The sequence below is a fragment of the Stenotrophomonas sp. AS1 genome (assembly GCF_048957655.1).
Lineage (GTDB): Bacteria > Pseudomonadota > Gammaproteobacteria > Xanthomonadales > Xanthomonadaceae > Stenotrophomonas > Stenotrophomonas bentonitica_A.
Genome location: NZ_JARVXM010000007.1, coordinates 24,463 through 50,454, shown reverse-complemented (window position 1 = coordinate 50,454; position 25,992 = coordinate 24,463). Strand labels below are relative to the sequence as shown.

The following is a 25,992-nucleotide window of genomic DNA, read 5'->3' as shown; positions in this document are numbered from 1 at the left end:
TGGCCCTGCCGTCACGTTGGTGCCGGTACGCTCGGGATTCCCCAACCCCGGAGTCCCCATGCGACGTTCCCTTCGCCTGCCGACCCTGTTCACCGCCCTCGTGGCGGCCTGTGCCACCGCGAACGCAGCCCCCCCGATCATTCTCGACAACGCCCGCGTGTTCGACGGCGAACGCGACCTGGGCATCACCACGCTGACGCTGCGCGATGAGCGCATCGCACACATCGGCCCACCGCCGCCCGCACTGGCCAAGGGTGCCAAGCGCATCGACTACCAGGGCAAGATGATCCTGCCCGGCCTGGTCAGCAACCACATCCACGTCGGCAATACCGACGGGCTGGAGCATGGCGACCGCTTCTACACCCGTGATCACGTGCTCCGCGACCTGCAGCAGTTCCAGCGCTACGGCATCACCACGGTGACCGCGCTGGGCATGAACGGCGCTGCGTTCACCACGATCCGCGCCGAAGTCCGTGACCAACCCACGCTCGGTGCGCAGCTGTACGGCGCCGGTGGCGGCATCGGCGCGGCCGCAGGCGCCCCGCCGGCCAAAACGATGGGGCTCGAGCACGACCCCGTGGCACGCCCGACCACGCCCGACCAGGCCCGCGCCGCAGTCCGCGCGCAGCAGCAGGCCGGGGTGGACGTGATCAAGCTGTGGGTGGACGACCTCGGTGGCCGCTTCCCGATGATGGCGCCACCGATCTACCGCGCGGCGATCGATGAGGCGCACCAGCACCAGCTCAAGGTGGCCGCGCACATCCACGACCAGGCGCCGGCAGCGGATCTGGTCGAGGCCGGCGTGGACATCATCGCGCACGGCATCCGCGATACGCCGGTCGCCCCGGCGCTGGTCAGCGCGATGCGCGACAAGGGCGTGTGGTACATCCCGACGGTCAACATCGACGAGGCGAATTATCTGTACGCAGAGAACCCGCAGTGGCTGCAGCAGCCGTTCGTGGCCAACGCCCTGCCGGCAGCCGTGCGTGAGCGCTGGCAGCAACCACAGTGGCAGAAGGCGCAGCTGGCGGGCGATGGCATCCCCAAGGCACGCGCAGCGGTGGCCATGAACCTGCGTAATCTGAAAACGCTGCACGAGGCCGGTGTGAACATCGGCTTCGGTACCGATGCCGGCGCGATGCCGCAGCGCGTGATCGGCGTCGCCGAGCATCGCGAGCTGGAGCTGATGACCCAGGCCGGTTTCACCCCGGCGCAGGCGTTGCAGGTAGCCACCGCCGACGCCGCACGCCTGCTTGGCCTGGACGATCGCGGTCGGATCGCGGTCGGTCGCCGTGCGGATCTGCTGGTTCTGGGGGCCAACCCGCTTCAGGACATCCGCAACAGCCGCCGGATCGATGCGGTCTGGCAGGCGGGCCAGCAGGTCGCCGGCCCGATCGAGGCCGAAGCAGGCACGGCTGCCCGCGACTGATCGCGGGCGATGGGATTCAGGGGGCGGCGGCCGGCGCCGTCGCCTCCAGGCGCTTCAGCCGGGCCTGGAAATCAGGCAGCAGCAGTCGATTGCCATAGCCGCTGAGATGATCGCCATCGAAGAACAGCGGCTTGCCCTCGCGGGTCGGCAGGCACTGCTCGCCGGGGCACAGCAGCGGCATCGGATCCCAGATCGACGCCCCCGGCAGCGCATCCGCCACCTGCTGCAGGCCGGTCAGCACCGGCGCACGCAGCTGCTCGATCTCGCTGCGCGGCACAGTCATGCCATTGACGCAGATCGGGTTGTGCCGGTTGAACACATCCGAGCAGCGGTACGGCGGCGCGGGCAGTACCGGCTTGGGCGCTTCCAGCACGATGTGCACGCCGCGCTCGGCCAGCGGGGTGAGCTGAGCAATCCAGGACGCGACCTCGGCCCGGCGACCGGCATCGGCCGCCTCGCTCAGATGTTCGGCACGTACCTGCGCGATATCGAACACGGTGTACTGCTCGGACAGACGCGGCAGCCGCAGCCCGGCCAGCAACACCACATCGCCCGGCTGCGCACGGGCCTGGATATCCTCCAGCACGTTGCGCACATACGCATCACACGCCGGATTGGGGCCCTGCCAGGCACGCAACCCGACCAGCGCACAGCCCCCGCTGCCGTACAGCCGGATCGTTGCGCCATCCAGCACGGCCAGGCGCTGCAACATCTCGTGGTAGGCCAGCGCATGCGAATCACCGGCCACGAACAGCTGGCGCGTGGAGGCGGCGCGTCCCGGGCACTGGCCGCGCTCGTACAGGCGTGCCTGCCCGCCCTGCACCGGCACGTTGCTGACCCGCACGCGGCAGTCCGGGATTTCCTTCTTGAGCCCCTTGGCATAGGGATACCAGTCCAGCGGGGCGCGGCTGACCACGCTGAGCGAGGTGTACTGCTGGGTCTTGACCAACGCCGTCTGCAGCCCGGCGCCAAGCACCAGCGCGGCCACCCCGACCGCGACCCAGCGTGCGTTGCTGATGCGCCAGCGTCCGCCATGCCGCAGGGGCTGTTCCACCCAGCGCCAGGACAGCCAGGACAGCAGCGCCACGCACAGCAGTGCGGCCGCGCCGGTGGCCACCGTCTCAAGGCCCACCGTCCAGCGGAACAGCACGAAAACCGGCCAGTGCCACAGGTACAGCGAATAGGACAGGCGGCCGATCGTCACCATCGGCGTGGTCGCCAGCGCGCGGCCGATCCAGCCCCCTGGCGCGCGCTGCAGCAGACCAAGCAGGCCCAGCGTGCCCAGCACCGGCCAAAGCCCGTCGATCCAGGGCGAATGACCCGGACGCGCGGACCACAGCCCATAGCCCAGTGCGCCAACGCTGAGCAGCAACAGCGGCGAGCGCCAGCTGATGCCGCGCGGCGATGCCGTCAGCGGCGTGAACCGGCCGCTGAGCGACAACACCTGGAACAGCAGCACGCCAGCGCCCAGCTGCCAGAACCGCGTGGTGGTCAGATAGAACGCATCGATCTCATGGCCGCCCTGGCGCGCACGGAACACCGCATACCCCAGCGATGCCGCGACCGCCACGCCGAACAGCCCCAGCGATACCCAGCGCCCGCGCGGGCCTTTGGCCCAGGCCAGGAACAACAGGGGGAACAGCAGGTAGAACTGCTCTTCCACGCCCAACGACCAGGTGTGCGTGTACGGGTTGAATTCGGTGCGCGGTGAGAAGTAATCGTTGCCGGTACTGGCCAGCACCCAGTTGCTCAGCCCGACGAAGGCCATGCGCCCGGTCTTGTCGCTGGTTTCGCTGAGCCACGATTCGGGAATCAGCAGCGCGCTGAGCATTGCCGTGAACAGCAGGCAGACCACCAGCGCCGGGGCGATGCGGCGCATGCGGCGCGCATAGAAACGGGCCAGCCCGGCCCAGCCGCTCACCGCCGGCAGGCGATCCACCGAGGCACTGACCACGAAGCCGGAGATGACGAAAAACACGTCCACGCCGGTGAAGCCGCCGGGCAACCAGCTGGCCTTGAGGTGGTAGAGGATGACCGCCAGCACTGCGATCGCACGCAGGCCATCGATGTGCGGGAAATACCCGGGACTGCGTTCCTGCATGGCCCTGCTCCTGACATGCAACGGGCGCCTGCCGGCGCCCAGTGCATTCAACAATGGTGGCGTCGGCTTACCAGACCAGGTCGTCCGGCACCTGGTACTGCGGATCGGCGTACGGATCTTCGCCAGCCGGTGCATCCGGATCGACCTTCAGCGCCACCGACGGTGCGAACACCGCTTCGGCCTCGGCCAGCACGGCGGCAGTGACCAGCACGTACCGGCCGTTCTGCTGCAGCACACCAAGCTCACCGGCATTGAGCGCCTTGAGCTGATCGGCGGTGACGTAGATACGCTTGATCTTGCCGCCGTACGGGAAGTGGCGCGCGATGTCGGCTGCTTCAGCATTGAGAGACTTGCCTTCCAGCAGGACCTCCAGCTTGGCCTTGGCCTCGCGGCGGATACGCGCCTCTTCCTGCTTCAGGTGCTCGGCCTCGATGCGGTCGTCCTTTTCCTTCTGCGCACGGATCGCATACGCCTTGGCGAGATCGATATCCTCGCGCGAGCGCGGCTTGCCAGGCGCGCCCTGCGGCGGGCGGGCGCCGGCAGGACGGCCCTTGCCCGGTGGACGGCGATCACCGTCACGCGCGGGCCGCTGGCCCTCGCCGGGCTTGCCGGCCGGGCGTGCGCCCTGCGGCTTGCCGGCCGGTCGGCCATCGCGGCGCGCATCGGGCCGACGGTCCGGCTTGCGGTCGTTGGTTCGTTCGGGTTTGGGCGCGGCTTTGAAGCCAAGGCCCAGCAGCTGGTCGCGGAGAGTATCGCTCATGACGTCAGATCAGTAATGCGGAGGCGGCGGCTCTTCGGCCGAATCGGAATACAGCGCAGTGCGGACCTTGCCGAGGTCTTCAAGCAGGATGCGGGTCAGGTCGGCATTGCGATTGCCTTCCATGCGTGCATCGGCCAAGGCCTCGCTCAGTTCGGCCAGCGCCTGCTCCTGGAAGGAGACGCGCATTTCCAGCTCGATCAGGCGTGCTTCCAGTGCCTGTTCGCGCTCGGAGGGTGTGGACTCATGCATTCAACGAACGTCCCCGGCCAATGCCGTAGTAAGCCAGGCCCGCGGCTTCGATTTCCTGCGGGTCGTACAGATTGCGGCCGTCGAACACGACCGCATCGCTGAGCATCTCACGCAGGCGGATGAAATCCGGGCTGCGGAACTGCTTCCATTCGGTGACCACGACCAGCGCATCGGCGCCGTCGAGGGCGTCATAGGCATCATCGCAGAACACCAGGTCATCGCGCTCACCGAAGATGCGGCGCGCTTCGTCGGTCGCTTCCGGATCGTAGGCGCGCACCCGGGCACCGGCTTCCCACAGCTGCGCCAGCAGGCGGCGGCTGGAGGCTTCGCGCATGTCATCGGTGTTCGGCTTGAAAGCCAGGCCCCACACCGCGAAGGTCTTGCCGCGCACGCCTTCATCCTCGCCACGGTCGTAGTGGCGCTGGATCAGCGCGTACAGATGGCCCTTCTGATGTTCGTTGACGGCTTCCACCGCGTTCAACAGCTTGGGCTCATGGCCGTACTGCTGGGCGGTCCGGGCCAGGGCCTGCACATCCTTGGGGAAGCACGAGCCGCCGTAACCGGCGCCGGGATAGATGAAGTGCCAGCCGATGCGCGGATCCGAGCCGATGCCCTGTCGGACCTGCTCGATGTCGGCACCGACCTTCTCGGCGATGTTGGCGATTTCGTTCATGAACGAAATCTTGGTCGCCAGCATCGCATTGGCCGCGTACTTGGTGAGCTCGGCCGAGCGCACGTCCATCTCCACCACGCGGTCGTGGTTGCGGTTGAACGGCGCATACAGGCGGCGCATCAGCGCGACCGAGTCGGGATTGGACGCGCCTACCACGATGCGGTCCGGCCGCATGCAGTCGGCGACCGCGTCACCTTCCTTGAGGAATTCGGGATTGGAGACCACGTCGAACGCGATCTCCACGCCGCGCTCGGCCAGCGCCTGGGCGATGGCCTCACGGACGTTGTCGGCCGTGCCTACCGGCACGGTCGATTTGTTCACCACCACCACCGGCGCGGTGATGTGCCGGCCGATGGTGCGGGCCACGGCCAGCACGTACTGCAGGTCGGCACTGCCGTCCTCGTCCGGTGGCGTGCCCACGGCAATGAAGATCACCTGGCCATGCGCGATCGCGGTGGCGGCGTCGGAGGTGAAGACCAACCGCGACGCAGCGTGGTTGGCCTTGACCATCGGCTCCAGGCCGGGCTCATAGATCGGGATGATCCCGTTGTTGAGCCCGTCGACCTTGGCCTGGTCGATGTCGACACAGATCACCTGATGGCCAACCTCGGCCAGGCAGGTACCCGTGACAAGACCGACATAGCCGGTACCGAAAATCGCAACGCGCATGGGCGGTGGGGCTCCAGATCCGTTACGGCAGAACGTTCAGCAGCTCGACGTCGAACGTCAGCGTCGCGTTCGGACCGATCGGACCACCCGGGGTGCCCTGCTCGCCATAGGCCAGCTCGCCCGGAATCCAGAAGCGGTACTTGGAGCCGGTCGGCATCAGCGACACGCCTTCGGACCAGCCCTTGATCACCTGGTCCAGGCCGAACTCGATCGGCTGGCCGCGCTGGTAGCTGCTGTCGAACACGGTGCCGTCGAGCAGCTTGCCTTCGTAGTTCACGCGCACCTTGCTGGTCGGCATCGGACGCTCGCCCGAACCCGGACGCAGCACCTGGTACTGCAGACCCGAGGCGGTGGTCACCACGCCCGGCACGGTCTTGTTCTTGGCCAGGAAGTTGTTGCCTTCCACGCGGTTGGTACCGGCCTGGGCGGCGGACTTGGCGTCCATCTCGGCCTGCTTGCCCTTCATGAAGCCTTCCAGCGTGGCCTTGGCCTGCTCGGCGGTCATCTTCGGGGTGCCGTTGTTGAAGGTGGTGCTGACCGCATCGAACAGCGCGTCCAGGTCCAGATCGTCCTTCAGCGGCGCCAGCGACGGGCCCACGGCGAAGCTGCCCAGCATCAGGCCGACCTTCTCGCGGTCCACCTTCGGCGGCGCGGTGCCCGGGGCAACGCCCGGAACCGGCTGGCCGCTCTTGGCCATCACGGCCTGGCGCAGGGCGGCGTCGGTCTTCTGCGCCTCTTCCTGGCTGATCAGCGGCTGCTTGCCTTCAAAGGCATTCGTCACGCCGCGGCGCAGGGCGGCCAGGTCGATCTCGCTGGAGATCGGACCGAACGAATTGGCGACATCGATACCGATGGCGTAGCCAAGCTTTTCGCGTTGGGTATTCAAAGTGGAAGTCTCCTTGACAGCCGCGCGGGCGGCTGGTTGTTGCGACATCGCGGTACCGGTGGCACCCATCGCCAGAATCAGAACCGACGCCGCGGCGCCGCGCATTCCCATCTTCATTCGCTGCATTCCTGGAAGTGACTGGACGCCGACGTCGGCGCGAAAGCAACCATTGTCGCACGCGCGTCCGAGATGTCGATATCGTCAGTGCTTGTTGGCCGTGACAGACAGTTCACGTTCGATCGCCGCGACCAGTTTCGGATCGTCCGGCGTGACCTTGCTCGGGAACTGCGCCACCACCCGGCCATCGCGGCTGATCAGATACTTGTGGAAGTTCCAGCCGGGCGACACGGCCGTGGCCGTGGCCAGGCTGCGATACAACGGCGTCGCCTCCGGCCCGGTGACGACCACCTTCTGGAACATCGGGAACTTGACGCCATAGGTCAGCGTGCAGAACTCCTGGATCTGGGCTTCGTCACCCGGCTCCTGGCCCTTGAAGTCATTGGACGGGAAGCCCAGCACCGAGAAACCACGCGCGGCGTACTTTCGCTGCAGCGCTTCCAGGCCTTCGTACTGCGGGGTGAATCCGCACTTGCTGGCGGTGTTGACCACCAGCAGCACCTTGCCGCCGTACTGCCTGGCCAGATTGACCTCGCCCTTGCCGGCCAGCGGGCGATAGCTCACATCCAGCAGATCGGCCGCCTGGGCAGAGGCGCCCACCAGCAGGCCGGCCGCCAGCAACAGCACGGACCACCGCGCCCGGCGCGGAATGCGGCCGCAGCGGATGGGCGACAACAAAGACACGTGATGCATCGCGACACTCCAGAGTGGGGAAGAACGAAGGCCTGAATGCGCCCGGCGAGGGCGGCCAGGACGGCGGCGGGCACTATATCACCGGTGTTTTTGCCGCCGGACGCCGTTGGTCCGCCGGCAGGACGCCTCGCCGCAATGCGCCGTGGCCGGGCACGGCCCCGTCGATGCTGCCCGCCGCATTCAGCGCCGTTTTGCCGCGTCTGGCGGTGTGGACCGACAGGCCAACCTCACCGATTCGATCACCTGAATACGGCGCCCACTTGCCATACCATTGACATCAATGAATGTGCGCTGGCCCGCATCGGCAGCTCACGTGCAGATATATGTCTTTATATTCAATAACTTGGGAAACCATGGAGGCTGTCACACGCCCCCTGCCATCAGTTGGGTTGCTCGCCCTGTTGATCTTCGGCGTGCCGGTGTTATAGTTGCATACAACACCAGTCACCTAGACAGGGGAAGCCCATGAACCGCATGCGCCACCACCACGCCGCCAAAGCCGTCACCGCCGCCTCGGCGTTGCTGCTGCTGGGCTGGTTCGGCATCCCTTCCGGTGACGCTGGCAGCCCTGCCAGCGCCAATGTGTTTGAAGGCCCGCAGGACGCAGGCGTCATCGAGGCAGGGACCGCCGACGGCGCCCCCACGCCTCCCCGCCGGCTGCACAGCTCCCTGTCCATGCCTTACTTCTCATTCGCGCAGTCGCTGAACCCACGGAGCTGACCATGAGCGATATTCAATGGAGCGATGGTGCTCCGATCTACCGCCAGCTGAAAGAGCGCGTGATCGCCATGATGCTTGACGGCATCATCAAGCCGGGCGACGCCCTGCCTTCGGTCCGGCAGGTTGCCGCCGAGTACCAGCTCAATCCCATCACCGTTTCGCGCGCCTACCAGGAACTGGCTGATGAAGGCCTGGTCGAGAAGCGCCGCGGCCTGGGCATGTTCATGACCGAAGAAGCGGCCACGCAGCTGCGCAGCAGCGAGCGCGACCGGTTCCTCAATGAAGAATGGCCGCTGGTCCTGGAACGCATCCAGCGCCTGGGCCTGAACCTCGACGAATTGCTGCCCCAGGGGAAATCCTCATGAATGCCGTTGCAAGTGATGTCGTCATTTCCGCTCGAGGCCTGCGCAAGGCCTATAAACAGACCGTGGCACTGGACAACACCAGTTTCACGATCGCGCCCGGCCGCATCACCGGCCTGATCGGCCCCAACGGCGCCGGCAAGACCACCCTGCTCAAGGCGCTGCTGGGCCTGACCTCGGTGGAAGGCGAGCTGCGCGTGCTCGGGCTGGACCCGACCGTACAGCGCAACGCCCTGATGAACGATGTGTGCTTCATCGCCGACGTGGCGGTGCTGCCGCGCTGGATGAAGGTGCGCGAGGCCATCGATTTCGTCGCCGGCACCCACCCGCGTTTCGACCGGGCGCGCTGCGAACGCTTCCTGGCCTCCACCAAACTGCATCCCAAGCAGCGCGTGCGCGAACTGTCCAAGGGCATGATCGTGCAGCTGCACCTGGCGCTGGTGATGGCCATCGATGCCAAGGTCCTGGTGCTGGACGAACCGACCCTGGGCCTGGACATCCTGTACCGCAAGGAGTTCTACCAGCGCCTGCTGGAGGACTACTTCGACGAGCAGAAGACCATCATCGTCACCACCCACCAGGTGGAAGAGATCGAGCACATCCTCACCGATGTGATGTTCATCCGCGATGGCCGCATCGTGTTGACCACCGACATGGAAGACATCGGCGAACGCTATACCGAAGTGCTGGTGTCGGCCGATGCGGTGGAGGCCGCACGCGCGCTCAAGCCGATCGACGAACGTGCCCTGCCCTTCGGCAAGACCGTGCTGCTGTTCGACGGGGTGCCACGCGCCCAGCTCACGCCCCTGGGCGAAATCCGCAGCCCGGGGCTGGCGGATCTGTTCGTGGCCATCATGAAGGGAACCTACGCATGAACACCGTCAACCATCCCATCAGCAAGGCCAGTGCGTTCAAGTGGCTGCTCAAGCGTGAGTACTGGGAAAACCGCGGCGGCTTCCTGTATGCGCCGGTGATCGCCGGCGGCATCTCGCTGGTGATGAGCCTGCTCGGCATCGTGTTCGGCCTGGTCGCCATGCACCGTGCGGTCAAGAGCGGCGGCATCCACATCGACAACGAAAGCGTCAACATCAACGGCCTTGACCTGAGCCTGCTGACCAGCAAGCTCGATGCCAAGGACCTGCACGACCTGGCCAATGGCCTGGACCTGACCCTGATCCTGAGCTCGGGCTGGCCGCTGATCGTGCTCGCCTTCGTGGTGTTCTTCTACTGCCTGGGCGCCCTGTACGACGACCGCCGCGACCGCAGCATCCTGTTCTGGAAATCGCTGCCGCTGTCGGATACCGCCACGGTGCTGTCCAAGGCCGTGAGTGCGCTGCTGATCGCCCCGATCATCGCGGTGATCGCCTCGGCCCTGACCATGCTCGGTTTCCTGGTGATGATCTCGATCGTGGTGATCGCCCACGGCGGTGATCCGATGATGCTGATCTGGGGCCCTGCCAGCCCGCTGACCATCATCGCCGGCCACCTGTCCTGGATTCCGGTCTACCTGCTCTGGGCGCTGCCGACCGTTGGCTGGTTGCTGCTGTGCTCGGCCTGGGCCAAGACCAAGCCGTTCCTGTGGGCGGTGATGCTGCCGCTGTTCGCCGGCATCATCGTCAGCACCACCAAGGTGATGACCCTGTTCGACCTGACCGGCGGCTGGTTCTGGAAGCATATCGTTGGCCGCCTGCTGCTCAGCGCGGTCCCGGCCAGCGACCAGTTCTACCGCGGTGAGTCCATGTTCAGTGGCAACGGCAACATGGACAACCTGGTCAACGAACTGGGCCCAAGCCACCAGCTGGCCGCCCTGGCCATGCCGGAACTGTGGATCGGGGCTGCCGCCGGCGTGGTGTTCCTGTTCCTAGCCATCCGCCTGCGCCGCCGCGCTGGCGAAATCTGATCCCCCGCCCTTCTTCGAGGAGCCACCCATGATCCGCAAGCTCGCTGTTGCTTCCCTGTTGCTGCTGCCGCTGACCGCGCTCGCCAATGAACCGCAGTGCAAGTTCAACGAACCGCGCGACCTCAAGCTCGACCTGGCCGGTGCCAAGGCCGTGGTGTTCGAAGTGAACCAGCACGACCTGGTGCTGCAGGCCGGCCCCGGTGCGGCCCAGCTCGGCGGGCGCGCCTGCGCCTCCAACGCGGACTGGCTGCGCCAACTCACGGTCACCCAGCAGAAGGTCGGCGACAAGCTCGTCGTCCGCCTGCAGCGCGAAGGGCGCAGCCTCACCATGAGCGGCAGCAGCTATGCCTACCTGGACCTGCGCGGCACGGTGCCGGACACGCTCCTGGTCCAGATGAAGGTCGGCTCCGGCGATGCCAGCGTCAGCGGTGCGCATTCGCTCAGCGCCGATGTCGGCTCCGGGGATATCAAGCTGGAGAACATCAAAGGGCTGGTGACCGCGGCAGTCGGCTCGGGCGATGTCATCCTCGATGGGGCCGGTGCACTGAACCTGCTCTCGGTCGGCTCGGGTGATTTCAAGGCCCGCAACGTACGCGGCGACGCCAAGGTCGGCACCATCGGCTCGGGCGACTTCGAGCTGGATACCGTCGGCGGCAATGTCGAGATCGGCGTGGTCGGCTCCGGCGACACCGACGTGCGCCAGGCCAAGGGCAACGTGCGGATCGGCACCGTCGGCTCCGGCGATACCGAGCTGCGCGACATCGGCGGCAGCGTCACGGTGGAACGCCATGGCTCCGGCGATGTGACGGCCCGTGATGTCGGTGGCGACCTGCGCGTCGCCAACAGTGGCAGCGGCGATATCCGCCACAGCAATGTACGCGGCCGGGTTGAACTGCCGCGCGGCAAGTAAGCCTCTTTACCCTCAACGGATACGGACCATGACAACTCGACTGCTGCTGCCTGCCCTGCTGTTGTGCCTGCCCATCGCAGCCTGTACCGCCCCGGACAGCGGAAAGGGCAAAGCCCCCGCCGACCAGAGCGCCGCCGCCCCGGCCACCAGCGCGCTGGATACCGACAGCATCGGCAAGACCGTGCAGGAAGCCACTGACAAGGCCCGCCGGGAAATCGCCCAGGGCAACATCTCCATCTCCAATGGCAAATCTCCCAAGGCCGAGATCAGCCCCCAGGGCGACCTGCTGATCGATGGCAAGGCGGTGCCGGTGGATGCCCACCAGCGTGCGCTGCTGCAGGACTACCGCAAGCAGGTCGAGTCGCTGGCCAGTGCGGGCATGGAGATCGGCGTGGCCGGCGCCAATCTCGGCGTGAAGGCGGCCGGTGAGGCGATCAAGGGCATGTTCTCCGGTGACACCCAGGGCATCGAAGCGCGGGTGAACGAGGAGGCCAGGAAGATCGAAGGCCAGGCCCAGAAGCTGTGCGGCCTGCTGCCCGGGATGATGGCCAGACAGCAGGCGCTGGCGGCCGCGCTGCCGGCCTTCCAGCCCTACGCGACCATGGACCAGAAAGACATCGACGACTGCGGCAAGTAAGCGGCCCCTGCCTGCGACGATGCGTCGCAGGCAGGCCCTTCCCGGCGCCAGGGGACTACAATCTGCGTTCCCGCCGCACGCGTTGTTGCCTGCTCATGAAGAAGCTGAGTCTGTTGCTGTTCGCCCTGTTCTGCCTCGTCGCCACCGGTTGCGACCAGGAGTACCGCAATCACCGCGCCGAGCGCAGCAAGCCGAAGATCACCGTCAGCGACGGCATGGTCACCGTGCGCCGCGCACCTGCGCCGAACATCATCATCCTGCCCAACGGGCACATGAAGATCGATGAGATCGAGATCCCGCTCAACGAAGAGCAGCAGGCGATGCTGCAGGGCATGTTCGGCCAGTTGCAGGTGCTGCGCCAGAACACCTTGACCGATGCTCCGCCGGACCCGGCCAAGCGCTCGGTGAAGATCCAGGTGCCCGATGGCATGCAGCCGATCCCGCCGGACCTGACCACGAAGATTCCCGAATTCAAGGATTACACCGAGACCTTCGGCAATCTGCAGGCCGACCGCCACTGACTGAGCCCCGCAGCGGCCGGCAGGCCCCTGGGCAAATGTCCCCCGTCCGCCGCCTGGCAGCGACGACCTCCTCCTTGATTTTGCCCTGGGGCCGACGGCCGCTACGGGGCTCACGCAGAAAAAAACGGGCCATTCGGCCCGTTTTTCGTTTCAGGTAGTACGCGCGCTCAACCGCCCCCGCCGCCGCCGGCGTGGATGCCACCAGCGGTCAGCGCGGCCGGATCGAGCAGCTTGCGCAGTTCGGCCTCGGACAGACCGCTGTCTTCCTTGGCCACCTCCAGCACCGGGCGCTGTTCCTTGTAGGCACGCTTGGCGATCGCGGCGGCTTTCTCATAGCCGATGATCGGGTTCAACGCGGTCACCAGGATCGGATTGCGGTCCAGTGCCTCGCGGACGCGATCCTCGCGCACCTTCAACCCGGCGATCGCGGTATCGGCCAGCAGGCGGGTGATGTTGGCCAGCAGATTGATGCCATCCAGCAGGTTCGCGGCGATCAACGGCAGCGTCACGTTCAACTGGAAGTTGCCGGTCTGGCCGGCCACGGTGATCGCGGTGTGGTGGCCGATCACCTGGGCGCACACCATCACGGTGGCTTCGGGAATCACCGGATTGACCTTGCCCGGCATGATCGAGCTGCCCGGCTGCAGCGCCGGCAGTTCGATCTCGCCAAGTCCGGCCAGCGGACCGGCATTCATCCAGCGCAGGTCGTTGGCGATCTTGATCAGTGCCACCGCCAACGCGTTGAGCTGGCCGGACAGTTCAACCGCATCGTCCTGCGCGGCCAGGCCTTCGAACTTGTTCTCGGCGCTGTCGAACTTGATGCCGGTCTGCTGCTTGAGCTGCCTGGCCACCTGCACGCCGAAACGCGGGTCGGCATTGATGCCGGTGCCGATGGCGGTGCCGCCCAGCGGCAGCCGACGCAGGCGCTTGAGGCTGTCTTCGATGCGCTCCTGGGCAGAGGACAACTGCGCCGACCACGCACCGAATTCCTGTTCGAAGGTCAGCGGCATCGCATCCATCAGATGGGTGCGGCCGGTCTTGACCACCTTGCGCAGCGCGCGGCCACGCTTGTCGATAGTCTTGCGCAGGTGCACCAGCGAAGGCAGCAGCTGCTCATGCACGCCCAGCAGCGCCGAAACGCGCAGCGCGGTCGGGATCACGTCGTTGGAGCTCTGCCCCTGGTTGACGTGATCGTTGGGATGCACCGCGGTCTTGCCCGCCTTGCCGGCACGGTTGGCCAGCGTGGCGATGACCTCGTTGGCATTCATGTTCGAGGAAGTGCCCGAACCGGTCTGGTACACATCGATCGGGAAGTGCGCGTCATGGCGCCCATCGGCGACTTCGGCAGCGGCCGCTTCGATGGCCTTGCCGATGTTGCGCGGCAGATGGCCCAGCTCGACGTTGACGTTGGCCGCAGCCCCCTTGACCAGGCCGAGCGCGCGGATGAAACCGCGCGGCATGCGCTGGCCCGACACCGGGAAATTATCGACGGCGCGCTGGGTCTGCGCGCCCCACAACGCATCGGCGGGCACCTGCAGTTCGCCCATGCTGTCGTGTTCAATCCTGAAACCCTTGCTCATTGCTTCAACTCCGCACATCTTTCGTGGATGAAAGGGAACCTGCGGCTGGCAACGGGCCTGATTCCCTGGCTGGCGGCTCTGATCACGATACTCCCAAGCACCGTTGAAACCCAACCACGCGGTGGATCGGCTAGACTCGGGATTCGTTTTCATTCAGACAGACTGCCGCCCCCATGGGTGACGATCCCGACAGTAGTACCGGGCGTGCGAGCGCGCACGCACCGATGACCGCCCTCGCCGCCCTGGCGACCGCGGGTGCCATTCCGCTCCAGGCAGCAGCGCTGCGGGGCCGCGGATGATCGGCAATCTCCTGCTTCTGCTGCTGGCCCTGCTGCTGGTGGTACTCAACGGCTTCTTCGTGGCCGCCGAGTTCGCCCTGGTGAAGCTGCGCCATACCCAGGCCGTCGGCCTGGCCGAGAACCATGGCTGGCGGGGGCGGCTGCTGCTCAACGTGCACTCGCACCTGGATGCGTACCTGTCGGCCTGCCAGCTGGGCATCACGCTGTCCTCGCTGGGCCTGGGCTGGGTCGGTGAGCCGGCCTTCGCACACCTGCTGCAGCCGTTGTTCGACACCTTGGGGCTGACCCCGGAAGCCTCGCGCCTGACGTCCTTCATCATCGCCTTCAGCCTGATCTCGTTCCTGCACATCGTGTTGGGCGAACTGGCGCCGAAATCGATGGCGATCCGTCGCCCCGAGGCGATGTCGCTGTGGACGGCCGCGCCGTTGTACCTGTTCTATTGGGCCATGTACCCGGCCATCTGGCTGCTCAACAACAGCGCCAATGCGCTGCTGCGCCTGGCCGGCTGGGGCGATGTGGAGCACACCTCGCACCGCTATTCGCGCGAGGAGCTCAAGCTGATCGTGGGTCGCCAGCAACCGGTCGGCAGTGCGCCGGACCAGGACCTCACCTTGATGAGCCACGCGCTGGAGCTGCCCGAGCTGGTGGCCGGCGACCTGATGCGCTCCCGCGACCACATGCGCTCGTTCCGCGAAGGCATGCGCCTGGCCGACGTCATGGCCGAGTTCGCCGAAAGCCGCTACAGCCGCTACCCGTGGTTCGACCGCGATGGCGAGGAAGTGCTGGGCATCCTGCACATGAAGGACCTGCTGGTCGAGATCGCTCGAGGCAATCCCACCGACGACCTGCGCCCGCTGCTGCGCCCGGCCAACCTGATCGCGCTGGAAACCCCGGTACCGCTGGTGCTGGAGCGCTTCCGCACCGGCACCACCCACCTGGCGCTGTGCGTGGAAGAACATGGCCGCATCCTGGGCTATTTCACCCTGGAAGACCTGCTGGAAGTGGTGGTCGGGGATATCGAGGACGAACACCCGCATATCGTCAAGGACGCCCCCACCCGTGGCGCCGACGGCACCCTGCTGGTGGCCGGCTCGACCTCGATCTTCCGGCTGGAGCGGCTGCTGGGGCACGACCTGAGCGCGCCTGACCACCTCAATTCGGTCGGCGGGCTGATCGTGCACCAGCTCCAGCGGCTGCCCGAGGAAGGCGAGCAGCTGGAGATCGACGGGCACCAGTTCACGATCAAGCGCATGGCCGGGCACCGGATCCAGGCCGTGACGGTGCGCATGGCACAGGCCGAGGACGCCGGGGCAGCGTAGAATGGCGGCCCCCGCTGCCACCGATCTGCGCCCTGCCATGTCCGAATTCGCCCTGCTCGCCCTGTCCCCGCTCGATGGCCGCTACGCCGGCAAGGTCGACGCCCTGCGCCCGATCTTCTCCGAATACGGCCTGATCAAGGCCCGCGTGAAGGTGGAAGTGGAATGGCTGCTGGCACTGGCCAATGAGCCGGGCATCGTCGAACTGGCGCCGTTCTCGGCTGCCGCCACCGCGCGCCTGCGCGCCTTGGCCGACGACTTTGCCCCGGCCCACGCCGCGCGGGTGAAGGAGATCGAGCGCACCACCAACCACGACGTCAAGGCCGTGGAGTACTTCATCAAGGAGCAGCTCACCGCCGATGCGGAGCTGGGCCCGGCGCTGGAGTTCGTGCATTTCGCCTGCACCAGTGAAGACATCAACAACCTCAGCTACGGGCTGATGCTCGAGCAGGCCCGCCGCGAAGTGCTGCTGCCCTCGCTGGACAACATCGCCGGCGTGCTGCGTGCCCTCGCCCATGCCCAGGCCGCCCAGCCGATGCTCTCGCGCACCCATGGCCAGACCGCTTCGCCGACCACCCTGGGCAAGGAAGTGGCCAACGTCGTGGCCCGCCTGGAGCGCCAGCGCCGCCAGATCGCCGCCGTCGAACTGACCGGCAAGATCAATGGCGCGGTGGGCAACTACAACGCGCACGTCATCGCCTACCCGGACGTGGACTGGCCGGCCTTCGCCCAGCGCTTCGTGGAAAGTCTCGGCCTGGTGTTCAACCCGTACACCACCCAGATCGAGCCGCACGACAACGTCGCCGAGATCGGCGATGCCGCGCGCCGCGCCAACATCATCCTGATCGACCTGGCGCGCGACGTCTGGGGCTACATTTCGCTGGGCTACTTCAAGCAGAAGCTCAAGGAAGGCGAAGTCGGCTCCTCGACCATGCCGCACAAGGTCAACCCGATCGACTTCGAAAACGCCGAAGGCAACTTCGGCATCGCCAACGCCCTGTTCGAGCATTTCAGCGCCAAGCTGCCGATCAGCCGCTGGCAGCGCGACCTGACCGACTCCACCGTGCTGCGCGCGGTCGGCACCGCCTTCGGCCATACCCAGGTCGCCCTGGACTCGCTGGCCAAGGGCCTGGGCAAGCTGACCGTCAATCCGGAACGCCTGGATGCCGACCTGGACGCCGCATGGGAAGTGCTGGCCGAAGCGGTGCAGACCGTCATGCGCCGCCATGGCCTGCCCAACCCGTACGAACAGCTCAAGGCGCTCACCCGCGGCCAGGGCATCACCACCGAATCGATGCAGGCCTTCGTTGAATCGCTGGACCTGCCCGCCGACGCCAAGCAGAGCCTGCGCGCCCTGACCCCGGGCGGCTACATCGGCCTGGCAGCGGACCTGGCCAAGGCGATCTGAAGGCATGGGCGCCGCCCTGCTGCGCCCCCGAACTACCGTCTACACGCTCCAAGGATCTCCCCCATGGCCGCACGCAAGATCAAAACCCCCGTCATCGAAATCCAGGCCCGCCCCGGCCTGCCGCTGGGCATGCCCGCCGCTACCTTCCTGCGCGATTACTGGCAGAAGCGCCCGCTGCTCATCCGCGGCGCCTTCCCCGATTTCGAGACCCCGGTGCAGCCCGAAGACCTCGCCGGTCTGGCCTGTGAAGAAGGCGCGCTGTCGCGGCTGATCACCCACGACCGCGCCACCGATGGCTGGACCGTGCGCACCGGCCCGTTCCAGGAAGAAGAATTCCCCGGCATGCCGGACCACGACTGGACCCTGCTGGTCCAGGACGTGGACAAGTGGGACGCCGACGTGCGCGCCCTGATCAGCCACTTCGATTTCCTGCCGCGCTGGCGCATGGACGATGTGATGATCAGCTTCGCCGCCACCGGCGGCTCGGTCGGCGCCCATGTGGACCAGTACGACGTCTTCCTGCTGCAGGCTTATGGCCACCGCCGCTGGCAGATCGACGCCAGCGAATCCATCAAGGGCAAGCGCCCGCCGCTGGACTTCCGCGACGACGTCGAGCTCAAGCTGCTGCGCCGCTTCAAGCCGACCCACGACTGGGTGCTGGCCCCGGGCGACATGCTCTACCTGCCGCCGAACGTGCCGCACAACGGCGTTGCCGAAGACCCCTGCCTGACGTTCTCCTTCGGCATGCGCGCCCCGGCCTCGGCCGAACTGATCAGCGACTACCTCGATACCCTGATCGAGGGCGCCGACGAGTCCATCCGTTACCAGGATCCGGACCTGAAGGTGCCGGAGGATCCGAACGAGATCGACGTGGTCTCCATGAACCGCGTCGTCGAAGCGCTCAACGCCATCCGGATGAACGATCCGGACAAGCTCGGCGACTGGTTCGGCCGCTTCATCACCACCTACCGTGCCGCCGGGGAAGTGATGGCGCAGGGCGAACCGCTGCCGCGCGAAGAGATCGAGGCTGCCCTCGCTGCCGGCGTGGAACTGCATCGCCATCCCTGGGCCCGCCTGGCCTGGCGCCGTGCCAAGCGTGGCGCCAGCCTGTACTGCAGCGGCCTGGACTTCGCCCTGCCGGTCAAGGATGCCCAGGCGCTGGCCGGCGCCGAACAGATCGACGCGGCGCTGTACCAGAAGCTCTCGGCCAAGGGCCGTGATGCCGTGCAGGCACTGGTCGCCGGCGGCTTCTACCAGCTGGTGGAAGACACCGGCCTGGAGGACGAAGACGACTACGTTGCCGAGTACGATATCGTCGACGGCACCGAGGCAGTCGACGTGGTCGATGACGAGGCTGTCGAGGCCGACGTGCACGAGGTGACCATCCATGACGACGGCATCGAGGTGATCGTCGATTTCGACGACAGCGACGAGACCGACGGCAAGGACGAGCCCCAGCGCGGCTGACCGCCCCCGCCATGACCGGCCCCGGCTTCCACGTTGATGTGGTCGACTACCCGGCGCAGCACGCCGCGCTGCACCGGGTCCGGTTCACCGTGTTCGTCGACGAGCAGCAGGTCCCCGCCGAACTGGAGATCGACGCGCTCGACCCCCGGAGCGTGCATGTCCTGGCCTGCGACACCGCCGGCACCCCGATCGGAGCCGGACGGCTCACCCCGGACGGCCGGATCGGCCGCATGGCGGTACTGGCCGCCTGGCGTGGCAAAGGCGTCGGCGAAGCCCTGCTACTGGCCCTGGTCGACCAGGCCCGGGCCCGGGGCTGGCGCGAGGTCGGGCTGCATGCGCAGCTGCCGGCCCGCGTGTTCTATACCCGGCAGGGCTTTCTGCCGGAAGGCGAGATCTTCGAAGAGGCCGGCATCGCCCACCAGCACATGCGGCTGGCCCTGTCCGGTGCAGTCGCGATCGAGCGCGCCAAAGAGGCCGTGGCGATCACTACGGCGCTGATCCACCGCGCCCGCCGCCAGCTGTGGATCCATAGCCGCCAGCTCGACCCCGGCCTGCTCGATGCACCGCCGGTGCTGGAAGCGTTACGCCGCTACGCCACCGCCCGCCACGACAAACAGGCCTGGCTGATCGTCCACGACAGCGCCGCCATCCGTCAGGCCGGCTCACCCGTGCTGAGCCTGCTCCAGCGGCTGCCGAGCGTCTTCCGGGTGCGCGAGGTGAGCGATCCGATCGACCGCGCGACGCCATCTGCCTGCCTGCTCAACGATACGGGCGACTACTACTTTCGTCTGAGCGGCCACCGCTTCGATGGCGAGGCCGGGCTGGCCCAACCGGCACGTTCACGACCGTTGCAGGAAGGTTTGCAGCGCGTATGGGAACGTTCGCGTGATTGCAGCGAACTGCGGGCACTCGGCCTGTAGCCCACCGCGCGGCCCCGAACCTGTCTGGGAATGACACCGCGGTTCCCGCACTGGGCCGTACGGTGCCCCTTCCTGTCGCGTTGGGGGTACAATTTGGGGCGTTAGATACCGCCCGCGCAGGCTATTCACTTTTCCCTGCCGGATCATCGAAGCCTTACCCCACAAGCGAATCCGACTCTCCATCGTGGACAATCAACTGAAGCAGTTTGCGCAATCTTCGCAGCTCGCCGGCGGCAACGCCTCCTATATCGAGGATCTGTACGAGCAGTACCTCGTTTCTCCGGACAGTGTCGATCCCAAATGGAAGACCTACTTCGACGGCTTCCAGGGCCGCGAAGCCGGTGATATTCCGCATTCGGCCGTCATCGCCCACATTGCCGACGCCGCCAAAAACGCCATCAAGAGCGGCACCGCTGATGGTGCCGGCGACGAGCGCGAGCGCAATGTCGGCCGCCTGATCACCGCTTACCGGTCGCGTGGCCACCTCGGTGCCCGCCTTGACCCACTGAGCCTGACCGCGCCGACCAATCCGCCGGACCTGGGCCTGCCGTTCCACAGCCTGTCGGAAAGCGACCTGGGCAGTGAGTTCAGCACCGGCGGCGTCGCCGGCCAGCCGCGCATGAAACTGCGTGACCTGCTGGAGCGCCTGAAGAAGACCTACACCGGCTCGATCGGTGCGGAATTCATGCACATCTCCGAGGTCGAGCAGCGCCAGTGGCTGTACCAGCGCCTGGAAATGGCCGGTGGCAACTACAACCTGGACGCAGACACCCAGCGCCGTACCCTGGAGCGCCTGACGGCTGCCGAGGGTCTGGAGCGCTACCTGCACACCAAGTACGTGGGCCAGAAGCGCTTCTCGCTGGAAGGCGGCGATTCGCTGATCCCGATGATGGACACCATCATCCGTGACGCCGGCAAGGATGGCGTCAAGGACGTGGTGATCGGCATGGCCCACCGCGGCCGCCTGAACGTGCTGGTCAACACCCTCGGCAAGAGCCCGCGCAAGCTGTTCGACGAGTTCGAAGGCAAGTTCGAGCACGACGACCACGCCTCGGCCGGCGATGTGAAGTACCACATGGGCTTCTCGGCCGACGTCGCCACCACCGGCGGCGCGGTCCACCTGGCGCTGGCGTTCAACCCGTCGCACCTGGAAATCGCCGATCCGGTCGTGGCCGGCAGCGTCCGTTCGCGCCAGGAACGCCGTGGCGATACCGCCCGCAAGCAGGTGATGCCGATCCTGATCCACGGTGATGCGGCCTTCGCCGGTCAGGGCGTGGTGATGGAGCTGTTCCAGATGTCCCAGGCCCGCGGCTTCGCCGTTGGTGGCACGGTGCACATCGTGGTCAACAACCAGGTCGGCTTCACCACCTCCAATCCGGAAGATTCGCGCTCCACGCTGTACTGCACCGACGTGGCCAAGATGATCGCCGCGCCCGTGCTGCACGTGAACGGCGACGATCCCGAAGCGGTCGTGTTCGCCGCCAAGCTGGCCTTCGAGTTCCGCCAGAAGTTCAGCAAGGACGTGGTCATCGACCTGATGTGCTACCGCCGCTGGGGCCACAACGAAGCCGATGAACCGGCGATCACCCAGCCGCTGATGTACCAGGTCATCCGCAAGCACCAGACCACCCGCGAGCTGTACGCCGCGACGCTGGAAGCCGCCGGCGTGATCGAAGCCGGTGGCGGCAAGGCCCTGGTCGATGCGTACCGCAACAAGCTCGATGCCGGCGAAGTCACCACCGAGCTGGCCCAGGTCGAGAAGACGCCGGCCACCAGCAAGATGTACGTGGACTGGCCCAAGCTGCTCAACGGCAAGCTGTCCGACGCCGTCTCCACTGCCGTGGGCATGGAGAAGGTCAAGCAGCTGGCGCAGATGATCAACACCGTGCCGGAAGGCGTGGAACTGCACTCGCGCGTGGCCAAGGTCTATGACGACCGCCGCAAGATGGCCGCCGGCGAGATCCCGGGCGACTGGGGCTTCGCCGAGAACCTGGCCTACGCCACCATCCTCGACGAAGGCAACAACCTGCGCCTGGTCGGCCAGGACGTCGGCCGCGGTACGTTCACGCACCGCCACGCGATCCTGCACGACCAGAAGACCGACAACTACTACCTGCCGCTGCGCCAGCTGGTCGAGTCGCCGGAACAGGCCACCATCATCGATTCGCTGCTCAGCGAAGAAGCCGTGATGGCCTATGAGTACGGCTTCTCCACCACCGATCCGAACACCCTGTGCATCTGGGAAGGCCAGTTCGGCGACTTCGCCAACGGCGCCCAGGTCGTGATCGATCAGTTCATCGCCGCCGGCGAAGCCAAGTGGGGCCGCATCACCGGCCTGACCCTGCTGCTGCCGCACGGTTATGAAGGCCAGGGCCCGGAGCACAGCTCCGCACGCCTGGAGCGTTTCCTGCAGCTGTGCGCGCTGGAGAACATGCTGGTGTGCGTGCCGTCGACCCCGGCGCAGGCGTACCACATGCTGCGTCGCCAGATGCGCATGACCACCCGCAAGCCGCTGATCGTGATGTCGCCCAAGTCGCTGCTGCGCCACAAGCTGGCCGTGTCGACCCTGGACGAACTGGCCAACGGCGAGTTCCAGCACCTGATCGGCGATGCCAACGCAGACGCCAGGAAGGTCAAGCGCGTGGTGCTGTGCTCGGGCAAGGTCTACTACGACCTGCTGGAAGACCAGACCAAGCGTGGCCAGGACGATGTCGCCATCATCCGCGTGGAGCAGCTGTATCCGTTCCCGCGCGTGGCACTGGCAGCAGAGCTGAAGAAGTACGGCAAGGCGGCCGATGTGGTGTGGTGTCAGGAAGAACCGCAGAACCAGGGTGCCTGGTACCAGATCCGTCACCACCTGCAGGCGTGCCTGGCCGATGGCCAGAGCATCCATTACGCAGGTCGCGCCCGTTCGGCATCGCCGGCCGCTGGACACATGGCTGACCACATCATCGAGCAGCAGAAGCTGATCGCCGATGCCCTGGTCAACCCGTTCAACGACTCGGTCGCTGAATAACTCTCCCCCTCATTCTAGAAAAGACAAACCAGGAAGCTCCCGCATGGCCACCGAAGTCAAAGCCCCGGTACTGCCCGAATCCGTCGCCGACGGCACCATCGCCACCTGGCACAAGAAGGTCGGCGATGCCGTCAAGCGCGATGAAAACCTGCTTGATCTGGAAACCGACAAGGTCGTCCTGGAAGTGCCGTCGCCGGTCGATGGCGTGCTGAAGGAGATCAAGTTCGAGGTGGGCGCCACCGTGACCTCCAGCCAGGTCGTGGCCATCATCGAAGAAGGTGCGACCGCTGCTGCTGCGCCGGCCGAAGAGAAGAAGGCCGACGCCCCGGCCGCTGCTCCGGCACCGGCCGCTGCCGCGCCGGCCGCTGCCGCAGCGCCGGCCCCGGCGGCCAAGTCCGCTGCCGATTCGCTGCCCCCGGGCGCCCGCTTCACGGCCATCACCGAAGGCGTGAATCCGGCCGACGTGGACGGCACCGGCCGCCGCGGCGCGGTGACCAAGGAAGACATCGTCAACTTCGCCCGCAACGGTGGCGCCGGCAAGTCCGGTGGCGCACGTCCGGAAGAACGCGTGCCGATGACCCGCATCCGCAAGCGCATCGCCGAGCGCCTGATGCAGTCCAAGAACGGCACCGCGATGCTGACCACCTTCAACGAGGTCGACCTGTCCAAGGTCTCGGCCGCGCGCAAGGAGCTGCAGGACGAGTTCGTCAAGGCGCACGGCATCAAGCTGGGCTTCATGAGCTTCTTCGTGAAGGCCGCCGCCAACGCACTGCAGCGCTTCCCGCTGGTCAATGCCTCGATCGATGGTGACGACATCATCTATCACGGCTACTCGGACATCTCGATCGCCGTGTCGACCGAGAAGGGTCTGGTGACCCCGGTGCTGCGCAACGTCGAGCGCATGTCCTTCGCCGATATCGAAAAGACCATCGCCGACTACGCCAAGAAGGCCCGTGACGGCAAGCTGAGCCTGGAAGAACTGCAGGGCGGCACCTTCACCGTGACCAACGGCGGCACCTTCGGTTCGCTGCTGTCGACCCCGATCATCAACCCGCCGCAGAGCGCCATCCTGGGCATGCACGCCATCAAGGAGCGTCCGATCGCGCAGAACGGCCAGGTCGTGATCGCGCCGATGATGTATCTGGCGCTGTCCTACGATCACCGCATCATCGACGGCAAGGACTCGGTCCAGTTCCTGGTGGACATCAAGAACCAGCTGGAAAACCCGGGCCGCATGCTGTTCGGCCTGTAAGACCTCCCACCCCTCCGCGCCCGCGCGGAGGGGTTCTGGTTTTACGGCACTGCACCGCACTGCCCTGCTCTCTCCCCCGGCGCCTGCGCGCCACCGGCTTCAAGCGAAGCTCGGGAATGCAACAAGGAACTATCAATGGCTGAACAATTCGACGTCGTCGTCATCGGTGCCGGTCCGGCCGGCTACCATGCCGCCATCCGCGCCGCGCAGCTGGGTCTGAAGACCGCCTGCATCGATGCTGCGCTGGGCAAGGACGGCAAGCCGGCCCTGGGTGGCACCTGCCTGCGCGTGGGCTGCATCCCGTCCAAGGCGCTGCTCGATTCCTCGCGCCAGTTCTGGAACATGGGCCACATCTTTGGCGACCACGGCATCAGCTTCAAGGATGCCAAGATGGACGTCGAGGCGATGGTTGGCCGCAAGGACAAGATCGTCAAGCAGTTCACCGGCGGCATCGCCATGCTGTTCAAGGCGAACAAGGTCACCGCGTACTACGGTTTCGGTGAGCTGCAGCCGGGCAACATCGTCAAGGTCAAGCAGCACGACGGTTCGGAAGTCGAGCTGAAGGGCACCAACGTCATCATCGCCGCCGGTTCGGACTCGATCGAACTGCCGTTCGCCAAGTTCGATGGCGAAACCATCGTCGACAACGTCGGCGGCCTGGATTTCACCGAAGTGCCGGCTCGCCTGGCCGTGATCGGTGCCGGCGTGATCGGCCTGGAACTGGGCAGCGTCTGGAAGCGCCTGGGTTCGGAAGTGACCATCCTGGAAGCGCTGCCGGACTTCCTGGCCGCTGCCGATGCCGAAGTGGCCAAGACCGCCTTGAAGGAATTCAAGAAGCAGGGCCTGGACATCCGCCTGGGCGCCAAGGTCTCCAAGGCCGAGGTGACCGGCAAGGGCAAGAAGAAGGAAGTCGCCCTGACCTACGCCGATGCTGAAGGCGAAAAGAGCCTGGTCGTGGACAAGCTGCTGGTGGCCGTCGGCCGTCGCGCCGCCACCAAGGGCCTGCTGGCCGAAGGCACCGGCGTCAAGATCAACGAGCGTGGCCAGATCGAAGTGGACGCACACTGCCACACCGGCGTCGATGGCGTCTGGGCGGTCGGTGACTGCGTGCGCGGCCCGATGCTGGCGCACAAGGGCTTCGAGGAAGGCATCGCCGTGGCCGAGCTGATCGCGGGCCTGCCGGGCCACGTCAACTTCGACACCATCCCGTGGGTGATCTACACCGAGCCGGAGCTGGCCTGGGTCGGCAAGACCGAGCAGCAGCTCAAGGACGAAGGCATCCCGTACAAGGCCGGCAGCTTCCCGTTCGCCGCCAACGGCCGTGCCGTGGCGATGATCGAGCCGTCGGGCTTCGTGAAGGTCCTGGCACACGCCGAGACCGACCGCATCCTGGGCATGCACCTGGTCGGCGCGAACGTCTCCGAGCTGGTGCACGAAGGCGTGCTGACCATGGAGTTCAGCGGTTCGGCCGACGACCTGGCGCGCATCTGCCACGCCCACCCGTCGCTGTCGGAAGTGGTGCATGACGCCGCGATGGCCGTGAGCAAGCGCGCGATCCACAAGGCCAACTGAGCCTTGTTGGTGGCGTAACGAAAAACCCCGCTTCGGCGGGGTTTTTTGTGGGCGACAGGCAGCGCCGGCCGCTGCCCGGCTCCTCGCCTTGGTAGTGCCGGCCGCTCGCCGGCTCCCCGTCATTGGTAGTGCCGGCCGCTGGCCGGCTCCCCGTCATCCCGACAGCAAGAGCCGCCGGCCAGCGACCGGCACTACCCGATCCCATTCCTGTTCAGGCCGTTGCGACGCGCCCGCCACCCAGCAGCCGCGCCGGAAGCATCAACAGCGCGCGCAGGAAGGCAAACAGCGCCGAGAACGTGATGCCGACCAGGCGGAACGGCAGGCTGACCAGCCACACCAACGGCCACGCCACCAGGGCCAGGAGCGCCAGCGGCCAGCACAGCACGAACAGCAGGCACCACACGCCCAGCGCGAACAGGGTCTTCATCGTCGGTCTCCTTCGACTCGGGGCAACGTCGCCCACCGGGCCACGTTGCCCCGCGCCGGGGAACGCGACAAGCGCGCTGCGACGAACCACGCCCCAGCGCGGATGAAA

The 25,992-nt window shown here is 66.5% G+C and carries 23 protein-coding genes; 15 read left to right on the top strand and 8 right to left on the bottom strand.

From position 1 onward, the window contains the following. The first annotated feature begins 58 nt into the window (after nt 1-58). Entirely contained in the window at nt 59-1,429 is a 1,371-nt protein-coding gene (locus PV764_RS11930; RefSeq protein WP_343312607.1) for an amidohydrolase family protein, read from the top strand. Nucleotides 1,430-1,445: 16 nt separating this feature from the next. Here PV764_RS11930 and PV764_RS11925 read toward each other — a convergent pair whose 3' ends face one another. The 6 genes from PV764_RS11925 to PV764_RS11900 form a co-directional block, all read right to left on the bottom strand. Next, nucleotides 1,446-3,530: an acyltransferase family protein gene (locus PV764_RS11925; RefSeq protein WP_284129057.1), complete on the bottom strand. Its 2,085-nt coding sequence runs from the start codon at nt 3,528-3,530 to the stop codon at nt 1,446-1,448. Nucleotides 3,531-3,597: 67 nt separating this feature from the next. Next, nucleotides 3,598-4,290, bottom strand: a complete 693-nt coding sequence (locus PV764_RS11920; protein ID WP_421116674.1) for a DUF2058 family protein — start codon at nt 4,288-4,290, stop codon at nt 3,598-3,600. A 9-nt stretch (nt 4,291-4,299) separates the two neighbouring features. Further along, nucleotides 4,300-4,539 carry a SlyX family protein gene (locus PV764_RS11915; protein WP_019185948.1) on the bottom strand — a complete coding sequence of 80 codons (240 nt, stop codon included), beginning with the start codon at nt 4,537-4,539 and terminating at the stop codon, nt 4,300-4,302. After that, nucleotides 4,532-5,881, bottom strand: coding sequence for a UDP-glucose dehydrogenase family protein (locus tag PV764_RS11910; RefSeq protein WP_070425477.1), 1,350 nt, complete (start codon nt 5,879-5,881; stop codon nt 4,532-4,534). Before PV764_RS11910 ends, PV764_RS11915 begins: the two co-directional genes overlap by 8 nt. A 22-nt stretch (nt 5,882-5,903) precedes the next feature. Continuing rightward, nucleotides 5,904-6,884 (bottom strand): FKBP-type peptidyl-prolyl cis-trans isomerase, encoded by a 981-nt coding sequence (locus tag PV764_RS11905; RefSeq protein WP_019185946.1) that lies wholly within the window; start codon nt 6,882-6,884, stop codon nt 5,904-5,906. A gap of 84 nt (nt 6,885-6,968) precedes the next feature. Then, the gene (locus PV764_RS11900) at nt 6,969-7,577 is read right to left on the bottom strand and encodes a glutathione peroxidase (RefSeq protein WP_284129056.1); all 609 of its coding nucleotides are present in this window, start codon (nt 7,575-7,577) and stop codon (nt 6,969-6,971) included. 465 nt (nt 7,578-8,042) lie between these two features. On the opposite strand from PV764_RS11900, the gene PV764_RS11895 reads away from it, so the two are divergent. From PV764_RS11895 to PV764_RS11865, 7 genes are all read left to right on the top strand, one after another. Beyond that, entirely contained in the window at nt 8,043-8,297 is a 255-nt protein-coding gene (locus PV764_RS11895) for a hypothetical protein (RefSeq protein WP_026070209.1), read from the top strand. Between the two features lie 2 nt (nt 8,298-8,299). Further along, nucleotides 8,300-8,662, top strand: a complete 363-nt coding sequence (locus PV764_RS11890; protein WP_019185943.1) for a GntR family transcriptional regulator — start codon at nt 8,300-8,302, stop codon at nt 8,660-8,662. Beyond that, nucleotides 8,659-9,534 carry an ABC transporter ATP-binding protein gene (locus PV764_RS11885; RefSeq protein ID WP_019185942.1) on the top strand — a complete coding sequence of 292 codons (876 nt, stop codon included), beginning with the start codon at nt 8,659-8,661 and terminating at the stop codon, nt 9,532-9,534. Before PV764_RS11890 ends, PV764_RS11885 begins: the two co-directional genes overlap by 4 nt. Then, a complete protein-coding gene (locus PV764_RS11880) occupies nt 9,531-10,559 on the top strand; it encodes a hypothetical protein (protein ID WP_019185941.1) in 1,029 nt (342 codons plus the stop codon). The genes PV764_RS11885 and PV764_RS11880 overlap by 4 nt, the downstream gene beginning before the upstream one ends. 28 nt (nt 10,560-10,587) lie before the next feature. After that, nucleotides 10,588-11,469: a DUF4097 family beta strand repeat-containing protein gene (locus tag PV764_RS11875; protein WP_070470545.1), complete on the top strand. Its 882-nt coding sequence runs from the start codon at nt 10,588-10,590 to the stop codon at nt 11,467-11,469. Nucleotides 11,470-11,497: 28 nt separating this feature from the next. Next, nucleotides 11,498-12,106, top strand: a complete 609-nt coding sequence (locus tag PV764_RS11870; RefSeq protein ID WP_019185939.1) for a DUF2884 family protein — start codon at nt 11,498-11,500, stop codon at nt 12,104-12,106. A 95-nt stretch (nt 12,107-12,201) separates the two neighbouring features. Next, nucleotides 12,202-12,627, top strand: coding sequence for a hypothetical protein (locus PV764_RS11865; RefSeq protein ID WP_046273903.1), 426 nt, complete (start codon nt 12,202-12,204; stop codon nt 12,625-12,627). A 167-nt stretch (nt 12,628-12,794) separates the two neighbouring features. Here PV764_RS11865 and PV764_RS11860 read toward each other — a convergent pair whose 3' ends face one another. Continuing rightward, a complete protein-coding gene (locus PV764_RS11860; RefSeq protein ID WP_421116673.1) occupies nt 12,795-14,207 on the bottom strand; it encodes a class II fumarate hydratase in 1,413 nt (470 codons plus the stop codon). Nucleotides 14,208-14,502: 295 nt separating this feature from the next. Here PV764_RS11860 and PV764_RS11855 point away from each other — a divergent pair, with 295 nt between their 5' ends. The 7 genes from PV764_RS11855 (at nt 14,503) to lpdA (ending at nt 25,457) form a co-directional block, all read left to right on the top strand. After that, nucleotides 14,503-15,825, top strand: a complete 1,323-nt coding sequence (locus tag PV764_RS11855) for a hemolysin family protein (protein ID WP_019185936.1) — start codon at nt 14,503-14,505, stop codon at nt 15,823-15,825. Between the two features lie 37 nt (nt 15,826-15,862). Next, on the top strand, nt 15,863-17,230 hold the full coding sequence (gene purB / locus PV764_RS11850) for an adenylosuccinate lyase (protein WP_026070207.1): 1,368 nt from the start codon (nt 15,863-15,865) through the stop codon (nt 17,228-17,230). Nucleotides 17,231-17,293: 63 nt separating this feature from the next. After that, the gene (locus PV764_RS11845; protein ID WP_284129054.1) at nt 17,294-18,697 is read left to right on the top strand and encodes a cupin domain-containing protein; all 1,404 of its coding nucleotides are present in this window, start codon (nt 17,294-17,296) and stop codon (nt 18,695-18,697) included. Between the two features lie 11 nt (nt 18,698-18,708). Continuing rightward, nucleotides 18,709-19,617, top strand: a complete 909-nt coding sequence (locus tag PV764_RS11840) for a GNAT family N-acetyltransferase (protein WP_421116672.1) — start codon at nt 18,709-18,711, stop codon at nt 19,615-19,617. A 184-nt stretch (nt 19,618-19,801) separates the two neighbouring features. Continuing rightward, a complete protein-coding gene (locus PV764_RS11835) occupies nt 19,802-22,633 on the top strand; it encodes a 2-oxoglutarate dehydrogenase E1 component (protein ID WP_284129053.1) in 2,832 nt (943 codons plus the stop codon). Nucleotides 22,634-22,676: 43 nt separating this feature from the next. Further along, nucleotides 22,677-23,885, top strand: a complete 1,209-nt coding sequence (gene sucB / locus PV764_RS11830) for a dihydrolipoyllysine-residue succinyltransferase (RefSeq protein ID WP_343312616.1) — start codon at nt 22,677-22,679, stop codon at nt 23,883-23,885. Nucleotides 23,886-24,020: 135 nt separating this feature from the next. Then, nucleotides 24,021-25,457 (top strand): dihydrolipoyl dehydrogenase, encoded by a 1,437-nt coding sequence (gene lpdA / locus PV764_RS11825; RefSeq protein WP_019185930.1) that lies wholly within the window; start codon nt 24,021-24,023, stop codon nt 25,455-25,457. Nucleotides 25,458-25,668: 211 nt separating this feature from the next. Here lpdA and PV764_RS11820 read toward each other — a convergent pair whose 3' ends face one another. Then, nucleotides 25,669-25,884: a hypothetical protein gene (locus PV764_RS11820; protein ID WP_102787997.1), complete on the bottom strand. Its 216-nt coding sequence runs from the start codon at nt 25,882-25,884 to the stop codon at nt 25,669-25,671. Nucleotides 25,885-25,992: the final 108 nt, after the last annotated feature.